This window comes from Spirochaetales bacterium, assembly GCA_016930085.1.
Lineage (GTDB): Bacteria > Spirochaetota > Spirochaetia > SZUA-6 > JAFGRV01 > JAFGHO01.
In genome coordinates this window covers 1-15339 of record JAFGHO010000008.1, presented here as the reverse complement: position 1 = coordinate 15339, position 15339 = coordinate 1, and the positions used below count along the sequence as shown (strand labels likewise).

General features: G+C 47.8%; 12 protein-coding genes. 1 reads left to right on the top strand and 11 read right to left on the bottom strand.

Annotation, left to right across the window (positions count from 1 at the left end):
• Positions 1-77 precede the first annotated feature (77 nt).
• On the top strand, positions 78-1313 hold the full coding sequence (locus JW881_00655; GenBank protein ID MBN1695995.1) for a UPF0164 family protein: 1236 nt from the start codon (positions 78-80) through the stop codon (positions 1311-1313).
• A 109-nt stretch (positions 1314-1422) separates the two neighbouring features.
• On the opposite strand, the gene JW881_00650 is transcribed toward JW881_00655, so the two are convergent.
• The 11 genes from JW881_00650 to JW881_00600 all read right to left on the bottom strand — a co-directional run bounded on the left by JW881_00650 (position 1423) and on the right by JW881_00600 (position 15187).
• Positions 1423-3438, bottom strand: a complete 2016-nt coding sequence (locus JW881_00650; GenBank protein ID MBN1695994.1) for a SpoIIE family protein phosphatase — start codon at positions 3436-3438, stop codon at positions 1423-1425.
• Positions 3439-3649: 211 nt separating this feature from the next.
• The gene (locus tag JW881_00645; GenBank protein ID MBN1695993.1) at positions 3650-6724 is read right to left on the bottom strand and encodes a hypothetical protein; all 3075 of its coding nucleotides are present in this window, start codon (positions 6722-6724) and stop codon (positions 3650-3652) included.
• 206 nt (positions 6725-6930) lie between these two features.
• A complete protein-coding gene (locus JW881_00640; protein MBN1695992.1) occupies positions 6931-7356 on the bottom strand; it encodes a V-type ATP synthase subunit K in 426 nt (141 codons plus the stop codon).
• A 6-nt stretch (positions 7357-7362) separates the two neighbouring features.
• On the bottom strand, positions 7363-9216 hold the full coding sequence (locus JW881_00635; protein MBN1695991.1) for a V-type ATP synthase subunit I: 1854 nt from the start codon (positions 9214-9216) through the stop codon (positions 7363-7365).
• Positions 9217-9816, bottom strand: a complete 600-nt coding sequence (locus JW881_00630) for a V-type ATP synthase subunit D (GenBank protein MBN1695990.1) — start codon at positions 9814-9816, stop codon at positions 9217-9219. It lies immediately after the preceding gene.
• On the bottom strand, positions 9803-11128 hold the full coding sequence (locus JW881_00625) for a V-type ATP synthase subunit B (GenBank protein MBN1695989.1): 1326 nt from the start codon (positions 11126-11128) through the stop codon (positions 9803-9805). Before JW881_00625 ends, JW881_00630 begins: the two co-directional genes overlap by 14 nt.
• Complete coding sequence (locus JW881_00620; protein ID MBN1695988.1) at positions 11125-12918, bottom strand: V-type ATP synthase subunit A; 1794 nt, start codon at positions 12916-12918, stop codon at positions 11125-11127. The genes JW881_00625 and JW881_00620 overlap by 4 nt, the downstream gene beginning before the upstream one ends.
• A complete protein-coding gene (locus tag JW881_00615; protein ID MBN1695987.1) occupies positions 12911-13474 on the bottom strand; it encodes a DUF2764 family protein in 564 nt (187 codons plus the stop codon). Before JW881_00615 ends, JW881_00620 begins: the two co-directional genes overlap by 8 nt.
• On the bottom strand, positions 13471-14094 hold the full coding sequence (locus JW881_00610; protein ID MBN1695986.1) for a hypothetical protein: 624 nt from the start codon (positions 14092-14094) through the stop codon (positions 13471-13473). The genes JW881_00615 and JW881_00610 overlap by 4 nt, the downstream gene beginning before the upstream one ends.
• Positions 14095-14314: 220 nt before the next feature.
• Entirely contained in the window at positions 14315-14713 is a 399-nt protein-coding gene (locus JW881_00605; protein ID MBN1695985.1) for a hypothetical protein, read from the bottom strand.
• Positions 14714-14827: 114 nt separating this feature from the next.
• Positions 14828-15187 (bottom strand): hypothetical protein, encoded by a 360-nt coding sequence (locus tag JW881_00600; protein ID MBN1695984.1) that lies wholly within the window; start codon positions 15185-15187, stop codon positions 14828-14830.
• Between the last annotated feature and the right edge of the window lie 152 nt (positions 15188-15339).

The following is a 15339-nucleotide window of genomic DNA, read 5'->3' as shown; positions in this document are numbered from 1 at the left end:
TACAGGATTTTAAAATAAAAAAATCCTGATATCTGGAATATTGAAATAAAAAAAAGTATATTATAGAGGGAGGGATTATGAACAGACGCACAATATTACTCTGTTTTATCATAATCAGTGTCTTTTCATACTCTCTTTTTGCGGATTATGAAGATTTTTACAATGAATTGAGTGAAACGTTTTCTTTTTTTTCCGATCCGAATACCGGATTAACCATCTTCCCCACCCTCCTTATCCCCATCGGCGGGAAGCTCGAAGGAATGGGGACGGCCTACACTGCGGTTTCATCGGATTCGGGCTTCATTGAATCAAATCCCGCAGGAAGCTCGATGTTGGCATTTTCAGAACTGTCGCTTCTTCATCACAGCTGGATCGCGGACTCGAATATAGAAGGTATTATCTATACCTTTAAAATTCACGATCTCGGTCTTGGTTTCGGCGGTAAATTCCTCTATCTTCCGTTTACCGCCTACAACAGCTGGGGAGAAAGTGAAAATTCGGGTTTCATTTCCGAATCGATCGGGACCTTCAATATCTCGTATAACCTTTTCTCCAGTTACTATTTTGACGGCATAGCACTCGGTGCCAATGTCAAGGTCGCCTACAGGAATATCCCGGCGGAAATCTATGAAGATCAATCGATCGCCGCCATTATGCTCGATCTCGGTATCCTCACAAGATTCGATCTGTTGAAATTTTACAGTTCACGAACAAAGAATTTTTCCATCGGCATGGCGGTAAAAAATCTCGGTATCCCGACAGTCGATGAACCCCTTCCCATGGTTTTTTCTTCCGGTTTGGCATACTCCTTTATCAGACCGGTGACCATTGCCGTGGATTTCAACCTTCCCTTCAGTTTCGATCCGGTCGATTTCCCGGCGGAACACTGGGATATCGCTGCGGGAATCAATGTCGTTTTTGCCAAATTTCTCTCGATACAGGCCGGTTTCAGGTTAAAGGAAAACCCGAGGGCAAGTCTTGGGTGCAGCATCGACGTGAATGAATACAGTCTCGTCACCAATTACAATCTCGATCTCAGCGGCAGCCTGAATCCGGTGGACAAGTTCAGTATCGAAGCAAAAATACGGCTCGGCTACAAGGAAAAACTGGCGCGCGAACGGCAGGTCGATGAATACTTCGCTTTAGGCCTCGAAGCGTATGCCGTCGGTAATTTTACCCAGGCCATATCCTACTGGGAAATGGCACTCGAACTCGATCCGAAATTCCTGCTCGCACTCGAATACATTGACACCACGAAAAAATACCTCGATCTCCAGCAGGAAATGGAAGAAAAACAAAGCGAATACGAATAACCCACATTCGCGCTTTTCAATTTCTCCCGCTAAGCGAACAGTAAAAATCGGCATCTGCAAAGGACGTTTTCCGAACGTTGCTGTAGTGGTTCCACAGCGTAAAAACAGATTATAATTTCTTCATTACCACGATGGAAACGTCATCGGCATATGCGCCGTTATGCCGCTTGACATCGCCGTCTTTGGCAAAATTATATACTTCTTCTCTGATTTTCTCAGCAATTTCCTTTGCTGACAGCCCGGATATGCCCCGAAAGATCTCTTTCAGTTTTTCGAGCCCGAACATCTTCAGATAATGATTTTTCGCTTCGATCACCCCGTCGGTATAAAGAAGAAGAATATCGCCCGAATTCATGGTGAGGACACCGAGGGAATCCCTCGATTTGATATAAGGTGTAATCCCCAGGAAAGCCGTTTTCTTTGCGAAATCCCTCAGTTCAAGAACCTTTTCTTCTTTTTCAAAATAACGCAGGGCAATCGTATGTGTTCCTGCGTGGATGATACTTCCGTCGCGTTCGATCAGGTAATTCTGTGTCATAAACTTATCGCTCCCGATCCGATCCTTGTTGATATTACAGAGGACCCTGTTTACGACATTATAAATCTTGTCGGGAGAAATATCCTGATTCATTTCTTCCGCGGAAAAGACACTCGATTCAAAGGCGGCCATCTGTATCAACGCCATAATACCGGCGGGCAGGCCGTGTCCGCTCACATCTCCGATGCCAAGATAATGACCGAACTTGCTCTTGACGTAATCATAGGCGTCCCCCCCTACTTCCGTTGCGGTCTCCATGAGACATGCGCAGTCATATCCTTCGATTTCGATCGATCGCGGCAGAATCGACAACTGTATGTCTTTCGCGATGTTCATCTCTCCCTGGAGACGGTTCCGTTCCTGCTGGATGAACTTTCCTTCCATAATCGAGAGGATAACCCTGATATCATCGACGAGACTCGATATGACTTTCTCTTCTTCGGGAAAAAGATAATTGCTGTTGTCCTTGAAAATGGCGAGGATCCCCTTCAGCACTTCATTGTCAAACACAGGATATAGTCCGATAAACCGCTGAATTCCACGGTAACATGTCGGTATATAATCATAAATGACAAAGGTTTTTTCCTTGAGGATCGTATTAATCGCCTTTTCTCCCACATCCTGCAGGGAATTTATATCCGCGGCACCGATTCTGTCCAGATCGAACGAACGCTGTAATATCTTGTTGACGATCTGCTGTTCGTTGAGGTGTTTGAATTCCTTTACTTCGTGGATCGGATTGCAGTGACCGATAATCAATTCATTGTTTTCGACTTTGAGAATGTTATTGGCGACCGTCAGCAACATCATCCCCGTAACGCCGTATTCACTCGAAAGGATCGCTCGCTGGGATTTGAGAATATCCTGTTCCATCGTCGACCGCAGTATGGACACATCCTCTTCCGGACGGCTTTTAATCGCTTTGTCGAACAGCACATTCCGTTTCTCCTGTATTTCCTCGTTAAAAGCCAGACAAAGCCGCAGATGATCGGTTCTGTAGTAGAAATATTCCTTGATAAGCCTGATAATATAGACGATATTGGCAAAGGTAAACAAAATAAACAAGAAGATCCAGAGACGGACAATGAGAGCGGGTATGAAGATAAGGACGATGAAGAACGCAATATTTATAACAAGAAGTGTATTAAACGTATATTCCTTCTGCCGTATAATTCCTTCCTGGAGTTTGAATATATTCATATTCGTCATGATAATCGTAATCGTCACAGCGGTAAAATAAATAATATAGAGGATAACCGCGACAAGATTGGTCGGGTCATTGATCGGTCTCAATATATGAAACACATCGATAAGGAGATATTTCGCCGTCGCCCCGACAACATAGATAATGAAAAAACTGAACGGGGTGAGGGTTTTTTTAACCGCACCTTTATAATCCGAAAGCAGAAAACTTTTCTGGATTCGCTGTGAATGAATCGAATATTCAAGCATATAAAAAGCCGAATAATAGAGAAAATTAAGCGCAAAAAAAACGATGATAAAGAGATCTTTATTTAAAAACGCATGATACAGATAAATGCCGAGTTGGCAGAGACCGGCCAGAATCATAAATATCAGAGATATCATGAGATGAAGCGATCGAGTTCCGTACTCAGATCTGTCTTTAACATCCGACCACATGACGATAGTCGAAAAGTACAAAGGCAACAATAATAGCAGACTAAAACCGTATATTATTTCCATAAATAAAAGTATAAGACACTGAATTTACATCTGTAAAGCAAAATTTCCTCAGATACTTCAATTTTTTTAATAAATATCGCTTCGTGATTTTTTTTTATGTCTTCGGGACATCAAAGCGTTCAATGAGATCGTCCCATTTCTTTTGAATATAGCGCTTTATGGCATATTCATCATGATAATCCCGTGTATATTCTTCGGAAAAACGTGCGATATCGAAAAAAACGCGGCTTAGAAGCGAAAACAGTTCCTTGTGAGAGGTCAGACTTTCAGGCAGCGAAAAATCCGGAGAAAAGATGGATTCCTTGAGGATGGTGAGGGGGTTCTTCCCCTCTTTGCCGTTCCCTGAAGAAATTCTTTCTTTTCCCGACTGAATGATACTTTTCAGATCGGGTCTCACCGAATCGGCGGCATATGCGGTAATCGTCTCTTTTTTCCCTTTGACATGGAGATTCCCCAGTCTCGTACATTCGACATAATCCTTGATCTCTTCATAGGTCGCGTGTGTCAGAAGAATGTCACCGGGATTAGCCGATGTTTCCATTCTCGAAGCGATATTGACGACATCGCCGAACACATCGTTGTCTTTGCGGATAACAAGACCCGTATTGAGTCCGATACGAACTTCGAACTTTTCCCTGTCGACCTTGTACTGGTTTCCCGTCCTGATTTTTTCCTGAATGGTGAGTGCGGCAAAAGAAGCGTTCAATGGGTGTTTGAACACCGCGAGAATACCGTCTCCCATTTTCTTGACAAGACACCCCTTGTATGCCTTGATTACGGGAAGCACGATTTCTTCAAACGACTGGATAAGCTGCATGAGTGAGATGTTGTCCGCGACGGATGATTTTTCAGTATATCCGACCATATCGATAAACAGAACGGTAAGGACCTGGGCGTTCTCCCGTTTGAATTTAAACTCATCTTTTGCATGATTGATCAGTTTTTTGCTTTTTATCGCCTTCATTTTCTCATCGTCCGCCAGGGAGGAATCCTGCCGCGCGACCGGGTTAAGATACTCGAGAAGGGCATTTCGTATTTCCTCGCCGTGACTGGTTGCCACGAGTCGAGAGAGGACATTCCTGAGCGCTCTGTGGATAATATGTCCCTTTGAACGAAGCAGCGACAACAAAAGCAGCAATATATCATGTGAAATCGGATTTTCAAGCTTATTGAGGATACGCGCCACCGCTTCCTCGGCGTTGAATGAAATGTAATCCTTAAAAATCTGTATCGCATAATCGTCACCGATGGCAAGGAGGGCGAGAATCACCTCCTCCCTGCTTTCCCCGATATCGTCTTCGAGAAGCAGGTAAAACCGGTTAATGAGAAGATCCATCGGGATATTGTCATGCTTCAGGGCGCAGACCTTGAGCGCCCGGACGGCGACACATCTGATCACTTCACCCTTCTGATAGGTGAGATTGAGGAGAATCTGAAAAATCGAAGCATCGCTTGAGGAGACCACAAGATTTCCGATCCTCATTTTGAACTCATCACTCAAATGAGGAAGAAGGAGAAGCTTTAAAAATTGCGTGACGATACCTTTGATATGTTTGACGTCTAGTTTTTCGAGACTGCGAAGAAGGAGAAGCTGTGCCTTACGGGAAAGAAGCGGCTGGGCCGCCAGCCGTAAGAGTGAATGAATCGTATATTCGGGTTTCATGAAACCAGCACCGCGAAGGTATCCGTTAAAGGAAGGAATGGCCTGGTCCGGACTCGATAAAAAAGCGCTTGCCTGTTCCACCGTCGCTTTATGGAAAAGCTGGCAGAGGGTGACGACCGTCGTTTCCTCGAGATAGGAAATCTTTTCATCCCGGGCAAACTCGAGAATTTCGGACAGCTTCTTTACCATTGTTTTAAGCAGAAGGTGTCCGGTGACGCGGATGAGTCTGTTGAGACGTCTTTGCAGAAAGGGTCTATGCAGGTTGATGTCTTTGAGATAATTGAGGAGTTTCAATCGTTCTTTTTTATCGCGGATGTGGAAAACAGGAAGACATGCTTTGAAGTTGCTCAGTACATCCTTGTCCTTGTCGCCAAGCTGTGTTCTGATTTTTTTTATGATTCTCACCGGATCCTGTTTCTCAAAATCGAGGTCCCTGAAATAAAATTTGACCGTATTCACTATCTTGATATTCCCGAGTCCTTCAAGCAGTTTCGTGAATAGAACCATGAGAAGATTTTCCTTGTCCCCGATATTCTTGATTGAAATATAGCCGTGTTTTATTTTCGAGAAGATGCTGTCGATATGGGTTTTTGTCATCATCGCCATTTCATTCAGCTGATACTGTGAGGACGACTGGGAATGCGCCTCCCCTTCTGCGATAATCCGTTCCAGTATCGTGCCGGTCGCCGTCTCGGTAAAGGCATTGATATAAGGGATAATGAGAAGCGTTCGGAATACATTAATCGGCTGGCTGATTTTCCCACCGCATTTTTTTATGGCGATGAGAAAGGCGACAAGCGTCCGATGCTCGGCGGTACGCAATTTATCGATTATATAGCTTTGTTGCGGATATTTAGACCTGATGAGGTAGGCGGCGAGAAAATAACCGAGTGTCGATGATGAAAAAAGTTCCGTTTTATCTTTGAAAAATCGTATGCATATCGAAGCCTCTTCACTCTCGGAGGAAAGAAGGGCAAAAAAAGCGGCCTTTATGACTTTTTGCGGAACAACGGGAAGTTGTCTTTTTAACAGTTCGAACTCTTCGGATTCGACGAGGGCCTTTGTTACCGTCACCTTCAGCGACTCGTTCGAATCCGGACTCAGAAAGATAGTCCTGTTCAACTCCCCTACATTCTTATGCGTCGGACCAATCGTGTTCAACGACTTCATAATCTCATTCCGTATCGCTTCATCGTGAAAAAAGCCGTAGTACTCGATAAGACGTTGAATTGATGAGGGGGCTTTGATCCCGGCAAGGGTCTTTATTGCGGCAATACGCTGGGCCGGTTTGCCTTTTTCGATGATCTCGTAAAGGTGCGGGATGACGACTTCATTACCGATCACTCCGGATGAGGCGATCGCGGCGATACTGATATCGATATCGGTATTATAATATTCCCTGATGAGTGCGGAGAATATTTCATCGTCATAATAATTTTTCAAAAGGCCAAGAATCGATATTTTACTTTCTTTCCCGAAGACGATTTCCTCTTTTTTCGTGAGCATGCTCTCTTTTCCTTTGTTCAGTGTAGCCAAATACACACCAATGTCAACATGCTGAGTGGTATACGCCTTTTATTTTTATCGATTCCTTGAAGGTCCGTGTGCCTTTACGGCTTTTAAAACGCTTACAGGACGCATGACATTATTCAATTAACGAATGTCTCTCTCCGGCTGAACGATACATCCCGCAGGGTGCCGTCATCCCTTGATTATCCCAACGTTATAAGCATAAAGATCATGACAAAGAGGGCGACCGTTTCCGCCAATCCGACCGCCATAATATAATTACCAAATCCCTTCCCCGTTTCGGCAAGCGCATCGGAACCGCTCGCCCCGATCTTTCCCTGAAAAAAAGCGGAAAAACCTATCGCGATACCGCCGAATACCCCGATACCGAGTTTGGCAAGCGGTTCGGCGTTCGACGAGATCAATTGATTCATCAGGATAAACCCGTAGAGTGTCTGGGTAAGCGGCGCCCCGATAAACGCCAGCAGTAAAAACGGTGCATTCTTGTTTTGCGCATAACATTTTTTCCACGAACCGACTGCTGCCATTCCCGCAGCACCGATACCGAATGCCGAACCGATCGCGGCAAATGAGAGTGCCGCCGAGAAAGCAAGATCGCCTATATTCATAATCATTCATCCTCCTTTTTCATTTTCCTCTATTATCTCATCAAATTCCCTGAATGGTTTGTATTCCCTTCCGGACCATTCCATGCCGAGGTGACCGGAAAACTCGAGCATATTGAGCCGTATTCCGTGAACGATAACCGACATACCGGACATGACGATATTGAACCCATGCCCGACCACAATGATCAGGAGGGTGCCGATCACCGCCCAGATGGATGTCAAACCGATACCTCCGGCGATATTATTAAACGCTTCGGCGACTTTGACCGCCGCAAGCCCGACGGCAAAAAGCCTCACGTACGAAATAATGTCGGAAAAAGATCCGATCGAGTTGAGGGTGATCGGAATGATATTCTTGAGACTTGAAAGCAGCCCTTTCAGAAAATTACCTTTCTGTTCGACACATATAAAATTGACGATAAATCCGGAGGCGATACTGATGACGGCGAAGGAAGGGAGATCGTGTTTCAGTACAATCGACAGTATGAGAAAATAGAGTCCCCAAAGCATCGATATCTTTCCGAGGTCCGCGTACGATTGTAAGGCAGGAACTTTTTTCAGAAAGGAGATGAGGTGCGCTATCGTCAGCTGTATCGCGGCGAGCGTGAAACAGATGAACATGAGGATGTCCTGCGTATTGTACGGATTATCGGAGCCCGGAAAACTGGCTATCAACGGAACGATGAACCATGAAAAAGGCACGCTTTCCGCGATCGCCTCGGAACCGAACCAGGTACCGGTAATCGCCCCCCAGACAATTGTCGTACAACTCAACAGCACAATGAGTATCGTGATATGCTTCGGCATCTTTTTTACGGCCAGCCGTGCGATCAGCATTGTCAGAAGAATGATGCATCCGTAGCCGGCGTCACCGATAATCATTGCAAAGAAAATACTGAAAAACAGCAGAAACCACACACTGATGTCGTATTCACGATATCCCGGAACCGTACCGAGCAGCTTGAACACGGGATCGATGATTTTTACCCATTTCGGCGTTTCGATCAGTGTCGGGACTTCATCGTCCGCGGCAGGTTCATCGATTAAAAGCCCCCACCCTTCCACAGACGCCTTCTTTTTGAGTAAATCGATCGTGTTTAGCGGACTAAAACCGGTGAGATAGCAGAGTTCCCCGGCCTCTCCCATACCAAGCCGTATCGTTTCGAACTCTATTTCATGCGAGATTTTTTCGATCGCATATTCGATGTACGCCCTTTGCCGTGCGAGCGTACGCAGTTCACGTTCGATATTCTCTATTTCCCCCGTGACCTCCGTTATCCGGGATTCAATTCCCTGCGGCCCGTATTCGGGAAGACGTATATCGTCCTGCGGGATTGTTTCCCCTTCGCGGCTGTCCGAGGTAATGAAATACACCTTCTCTTTGCTTTTCCGAACGACACAGTGTCTGATACCGGCTGCCAGCCTTCCATAACCCTCATGGGTCATCTCATACAGCCTGATATCGACTCCTTTTTCCCTTAGACCGATGATATCCCCCGGATTGAAATTCCCCCATGGGGCGAAAAGATCATAGTCGCTTTTAAACCTTTCCCGCTCTTCCCGTAAACGGATGAGCCGTTCGTCGAGTGAACCTATCTTTTCCGCAATACGTAACGCATCCCGATAATCATGTGAAACGGATGAGTTCTCCTTTTTCTTGATAAGAGGAAGCGTTCTTACGGCTTTCTCGAGCGATACCCGTTGTTCGATGAGTTTCTCACGGCGATCTTCAGTGCGGGAACCGTTTCCGTCGGATAACGGGCCGATGTGGATAATACCGAGTGCCCTGAGTTTGAGTAATGTCTCGCTGCGTTTTTCTTCAGGAACGATAATTGTCGCTTTTTTCATCCGGACGATCATCTATTCGGTATTCCTCCTTATCTTGTTTTTCGCGATCTTGCCCCGCACGACCGCGGCAACCTGCTGGTCGCCGAGGTATATTTTTATCACCCGTATATTGTCTTTTGCCTCCGGGATCTTCACTTTTTCGAAAAGGTTCACGCGCTGGCTTGTAATTCGAAGCTCATCGGCCAGGAGAAGGAGATCCTTTTCGAGAACATCGATTTCCGTCCGAAGGGTGACGAGTTTTCTTATCTGAACCAGTGCCCTGTCCACCCAAAGCGGCGTCGTATAAAAATCGTATGGAACGTCCCCGATCGTCAATCCCTTGAAGACGGGAATATCTATCCCGGCGATATTCCCGTCTTCAATCGTTATATCCGTAACGTCAATAAGCGATTGCACATCGATATCTTCACCGAACACGGGAACCCACTTCATCACGGCGGCGACGATGTTCTCATATTCCCCGAGCAGTTCATCGTGTTTAGCCCGCAGTTTTCGTATTTCCGTCTGCAACTGCTGCTTTTTAAGCAGCAGTGTCGGCAGATAACGCGAAAACCGCTGAAGCGCTTCCTTCTGTTTTTTGAGTTCGTTTTTGGTAAACTTAATCCTCGCCATCGCCCCTCTCCGATGCCCCGTCGCCGGGCCAGAAAGCGGCGGTCAGTTCCGTCCGCAGCCCCGTTTCTTCCGGAGTAAAACACTCGGCAAGTATTTCCCATCCTCGGTCGAGGGCTTTTTCGAGTGAAATATTGACCTTGAGATCCATAAGCTTTTCCTCGAAAAGCCGGCCGTATGAAAGCAGCTTTGTGTCCCATTCGGACATCCGGAACCCCATCGCCTTTTTCTCCAGCGTCTCCTTGTAGAGGGCATACAGTTTGATCATTCCGTCCATAAGGGGACGGTGATCCTCTCGCGTGGCTTTGTTCACCAGTTGTTTCAGCCTCGACAACGAGCCGAACGGTTCGATCCTTCCGTTTTTGAGGTAGAACTGGCCTTCGGTGATGTAGCCGGTATTATCGGGGACCGGGTGGGTGACATCATCTCCCGGCATCGTGGTGACCGCGAGGATCGTGATCGAACCCGCGCCTTCAAAATCGACCGCCTTCTCGTATCGGGACGCGAGCTGGCTGTAAAGGTCGCCCGGATAACCCCTGTTCGATGGCACCTGCTCCATGGTAATCGCGATCTCCTTGAGTGCGTCGGCAAAATTGGTCATATCGGTCAGAAGAACAAGCACACGCTTTCCCTTGAGGGCGAACCCCTCGGCGACGGCAAGCGAGATATCGGGAACCAGAAGCGCTTCGACGATGGGATCGGCGGCGGTATGGACAAAAAAGATGGTCCGTGAAAGCGCGCCTCCTTCTTCGAGCGCATCCTTGAAATAAAGATAATCGTCATATTTCAGACCGATTCCTCCAAGAATGATGAGGTCGACTTCAGCCTGGAGAGCGATTCGCGCGAGGAGTTCGTTATACGGCTCCCCCGATACCGAAAAGACGGGCAGCTTCTGCGATTCGACGAGTGAATTGAACACATCGATCATGGGAATGCCGGTTCGAATCATGTTGCGTGGAATGATCCGTTTCGCCGGATTAACGGAGGGTCCCCCGATTTCGATGAGGTTTTCCGTCAGTTCGGGACCGTTATCGCGGGGTTCTCCGCCCCCGGTGAAAATACGTCCCAAAAGATTGTCTGAAAACGACACCATCATCGGCCTGCCCAGAAACCGTACCTCGTCGTTCGTCGCGATCCCGCGCGAGCCGGAGTAGACCTGGAGTGAAACCATTTCATCGTCCAGTTTGATGACTTCGGCGAGTGATCTGCCGTACGCGGACGATACCTCGGCGAGTTCTCCGTAACTCACCCCCTGAGCCCTGACGGTAATGACATTTCCCGCTATCTGTTCGATCTTGTTGTATATCTTTCTCATTTCCCTTCACCTTTTTCATCCTTCGTGATCCCTTTGCACAACGCATCCATTTCTTCAGACGATTCCCGCTGTTTCGCTTCCGTCATACTGCGCAATTCCTTTTCTTGCTCGGCAAAGAGATCGGAATCCCACTCCGAACCGTTCCAGTCGAGGAACTTCTGCCTGAGCTGGTTGAAAAACCGTCTGGCTTCCGCTTTGTCGCCTACCGTGTAATGCGCAACGAGTATCCGGAACAACAGATCGAAGACATAACGCTGCCGCACCGTACTTGTCGCTGCGTCCACGGGATCGAAGGCGTTTTGCTGGAGATACACATAATCGAAAAACTCGCTTTTCATATAGGTGACATAGTCATCCAGACTCGTTCCTTCTTCACCCACGACCTTCATCATCTGGTTGATTTCATTCCCATGGAAAAGAATGGAACGGACATATTCGGTTTTCGAGGCCGCGACGGCGCCCGGGTATTTACTCCAGCTTTCAAGCGGATGGATCGCCGGGTACCGCCGGGCATCCGAACGTTCCCGTGAAAGCCCGTGAAAAGCCCCGACCACCTTCAGGGTCGCCTGTGTGACCGGCTCTTCGAAGTTGCCGCCTGCCGGACTGACCGTTCCCCCGATCGTTACCGAACCGACCCCGCCGTTTTTAAAGCGGACGATGCCTGCCCGTTCATAGAAACCCGCGATAACGGATTCGAGGTAGGCGGGGAATGCCTCTTCTCCCGGTATCTCTTCCAGCCGCCCCGACATTTCACGCATGGCCTGTGCCCATCGGGACGTCGAGTCAGCGAGGAGAAGGACATTCAATTCCATCTGCCGGTAATATTCAGCCATGGTCACGGCGGTGTACACCGACGCGTCCCGTGCCGCGACCGGCATCGAACTCGTGTTACAGACGATGACGGTCCGTTCCATGAGGGTTTTTCCGGTTCTCGGATCGATAAGCTCGGGAAACTCGCGCAGGGTCTCGACGACCTCGCCGGCACGTTCTCCGCAGGCGGCGATAATAACGATATCGACCTCCGCATACCTGCTTGTAATCTGCTGCAGGACCGTTTTTCCCGCGCCGAAGGGCCCCGGAATACAGTATGTCCCCCCCCGTGCAACCGGGAAAAGGGTATCGATGATTCTTACCTTTGTCGAAAGGTGTTCGGCCGGTTTCAATCGTTCGGCATATACGTCGATCGGCCGTTTTACCGGCCATTCGAAAACCATGGTCACCGGGAAAACCTTTCCGTTTTCGTCCGCAAGTTCAGCGATTGTCTGGCGGATCCCGTATTTGCCGGAAGGAACGATTCGTTTGACCGTAAATGTCCCGTAGAGATTAAAGGGAACCATAATTTTATGGGTAAAAATTCCTTCCGGAACCGTACCGAGGGTATCGCCCCGTTCGACCGTGCTTCCCGTTTCGGCGACCGGCGTGAATTCCCACGCAAGGGAATCGGGAAGCGCGCTCAGATACACCCCACGTTCGAGAAAAAATCCGCATTTCTCGGCAACCTGCGGCAGGGGATTTTGAAGCCCGTCGAAAATCTGACCGATAAGCCCCGGTCCGAGCTGGACGGCCAGAAGCTCCGCGGTGAACTCGACATCGTCACCGACGATGATCCCGCGGCTTCGTTCGAATACCTGCAATTCAGCCCTGTTGCCGCGAATTCTGATCACTTCGGATTTGAGTTTTTTACCTTCAGTATTGACATACCCGACTTCGTTCATCTGAACCCGGCCTTCGTATTCGACAACGAGCATGTTGCCGCTTACCCCGACGATTTTTCCTTTTGCTCTATTCATCAAAATGCTCCAGATCTGCCATTGATTGTTTAAAATGTTCCATGATCATGGTGAACCGTTTTTCACCATCTTCTTTTCGAAACAGGCTTTTTCTCTTAAGGAGAAGAAGTCTGAGTGTGTAGACGGCAAGGCAATCGAGATCGAAATAATGTCCCGATTCCAGGTCGTCAAGCATATCCCACCGGGCGCCGTTTAGTATCGCTTCGCCCGCAAGCGGGGATTCGTGTTCATGCGCCTGCTGCGCGATATGCCTGATGCGCGGTTCGGTTTCCCGCATACTGTCCGGGTTCTCCGAACCGGGCCCCTTTTTCCGGGCGCGGAGGGCCGCGAGTTCGTTCCTGAGATTTCTGTCCCAGCTGTAATACCCGTCGAGTGCTGCGATGCCGGTCTCCGTTTTATCGACCGGCGGGATTAAAGAGATGTCCCTGATTCGTTCGAGATCGTCCGCTTTTAATTCCGCCTCGCACAGCTTTTGAAAGTCCTCGATGCCGAAAGGGGGATCCGATTCAAAAGCAAGCATGGGAAGCGAGGCGATCGTGTAGTAATACCGGCTCAAGTCCCGCTCCCGTCTTTCAGTGCGTCATTGATACATTCTTTCAATTGGGCACTCAGGTACCTGGAAAGTTCTGCGGCAATTCCCTTATCGGTGAAATCATAGAAAGAAGATCCGTCTTTTTCGATGATTCTGAATCCCTTTTCAATATCCTGCCCCGATGAAAAATCCATCCCCGTTTTCAACTTCCGGGACAATTTTTCAGTAAAGAAATCGGACATCGCCTTTTGGTCCTTCCCGGAAAGCAGTATCGTTATATCCGTCCCGCCTTTTACGGCCCATGCGTCGAGGAGTCCTTTTATGATCTCTTTAAGGATATTTATATCAAGCGCTTCCCTTGTTTCCTCGAGAATAACGGCGTTGAGTACGCGTTCGATATCGGAAGCCAGTTTCAAAAGCAGATCGCGTCCCGCCTGACTTACCGCTTGTTTTCCGGTGAGTTCAAATCTGCGGGCCGCCTCTTTTGCCTCGATCTTTATCTTCTCTGCCTGTTCCCGGGCGCCGGCGATCAACGTTTTCGCCTCTTCCTCCGCTTTTTTTCTTATTTCGTCTGCCGTTTTTTCCGCTTTTTCGATGCCTTCTTTTTTTATCCTGTCAATAAGTTCCTGTAATTGAACTTCCATATCCCCTCTTCCTCACTCCTCTCCCTTATAAAGATTACCATATTGTAGCCAAGCATGATAAAATAATCAAGTACAACGGATATATTCCGTCCCCGGCAGCCGGAAACGGATGAAAGAATCCGCCTTCGAGCAAACGTTCTCCGAACACCGCCCTCTTGCCGCCGAAACACACGGGAACATGAGACCCGCAGCCGTTAGACGGATATCCCGCTCGATGCCGTTACACGTTTCCGAGACTCAGGTCCCCGTATATTTTATACACATTCCTGTCGCGGACGACACGAAGCGATTTTCCTTCAAACTTCTCCGGCAGCTTGCGTCTCAATAACTCGACGACCTCCTGTTCGATGCGTTCGCGCACCTCGGAGGGAACATGAGAAAGGGTGACCATTCGTATTTCCAGAATATAGCCGGGTCCGTATTCGGAGCCCAGGCCGCTCGAAAATGAGGCCCCGATATTGAAAAGTCCGTCATGTTCCTTGTTTGCCGTTGAACCGCGGGACGGACGGGCGGGGTGAAGCGGATAATCGGCGCCATATGAGGTTTCCAGGTAGTCATCGATCTCGTCGAATATGCTTTTTAATTTTTGCTCCCATTTAATCGTTTCCGGATGTCTCATCGCTGTTCCTTGCTGTCGGCTTTGTTAAAACGGGATACTGATAAAAACCGCGCTTTCTTTTTCTAAAAAAATAATCAATTGCCTTAAAAATATCAAGACTTCCCGCCAATAATATCAATCTATCTGCCCGACATAGGTATATACCTTGATAAGTTTTCTTTCGATAATCATGTAGATCCCTTCGGGAAGTCCGCATTCGATGATTTTCCGTTTAAATCGTGCCTTGATGCCGTCCAAAAAGTCTTCAATTGTCGCATATGAAGCGGGATCGAATTCATTCATCAACTTTTTGAAACTGGATATTCCGCATAATTCACTGTTGAGGACCACGAGGTTTTCCAGAAAAACATAATTGGATATCGTCTCCGAGTCTTTCTTCTGCTTGTATTTTTCAATGAGAAACTTGATATCGGATTCAAGATCATCGAGTTCGATCGCGAGTATTTTCAGATACTTCTGGATAAATGTCTGCATACGCTTCGTTACTCTTTTCGGGAAAATATCCGCCCGCAAAGGTCGTTCTGCGAACGTGTCGTTCTGCGAACGTGTCGTTCTATGAACGTGTCGTTCTATGAACGTGTCGTTCTATGAACGTGTCGTTCTATGAACGTGTCGTTCTATGAACG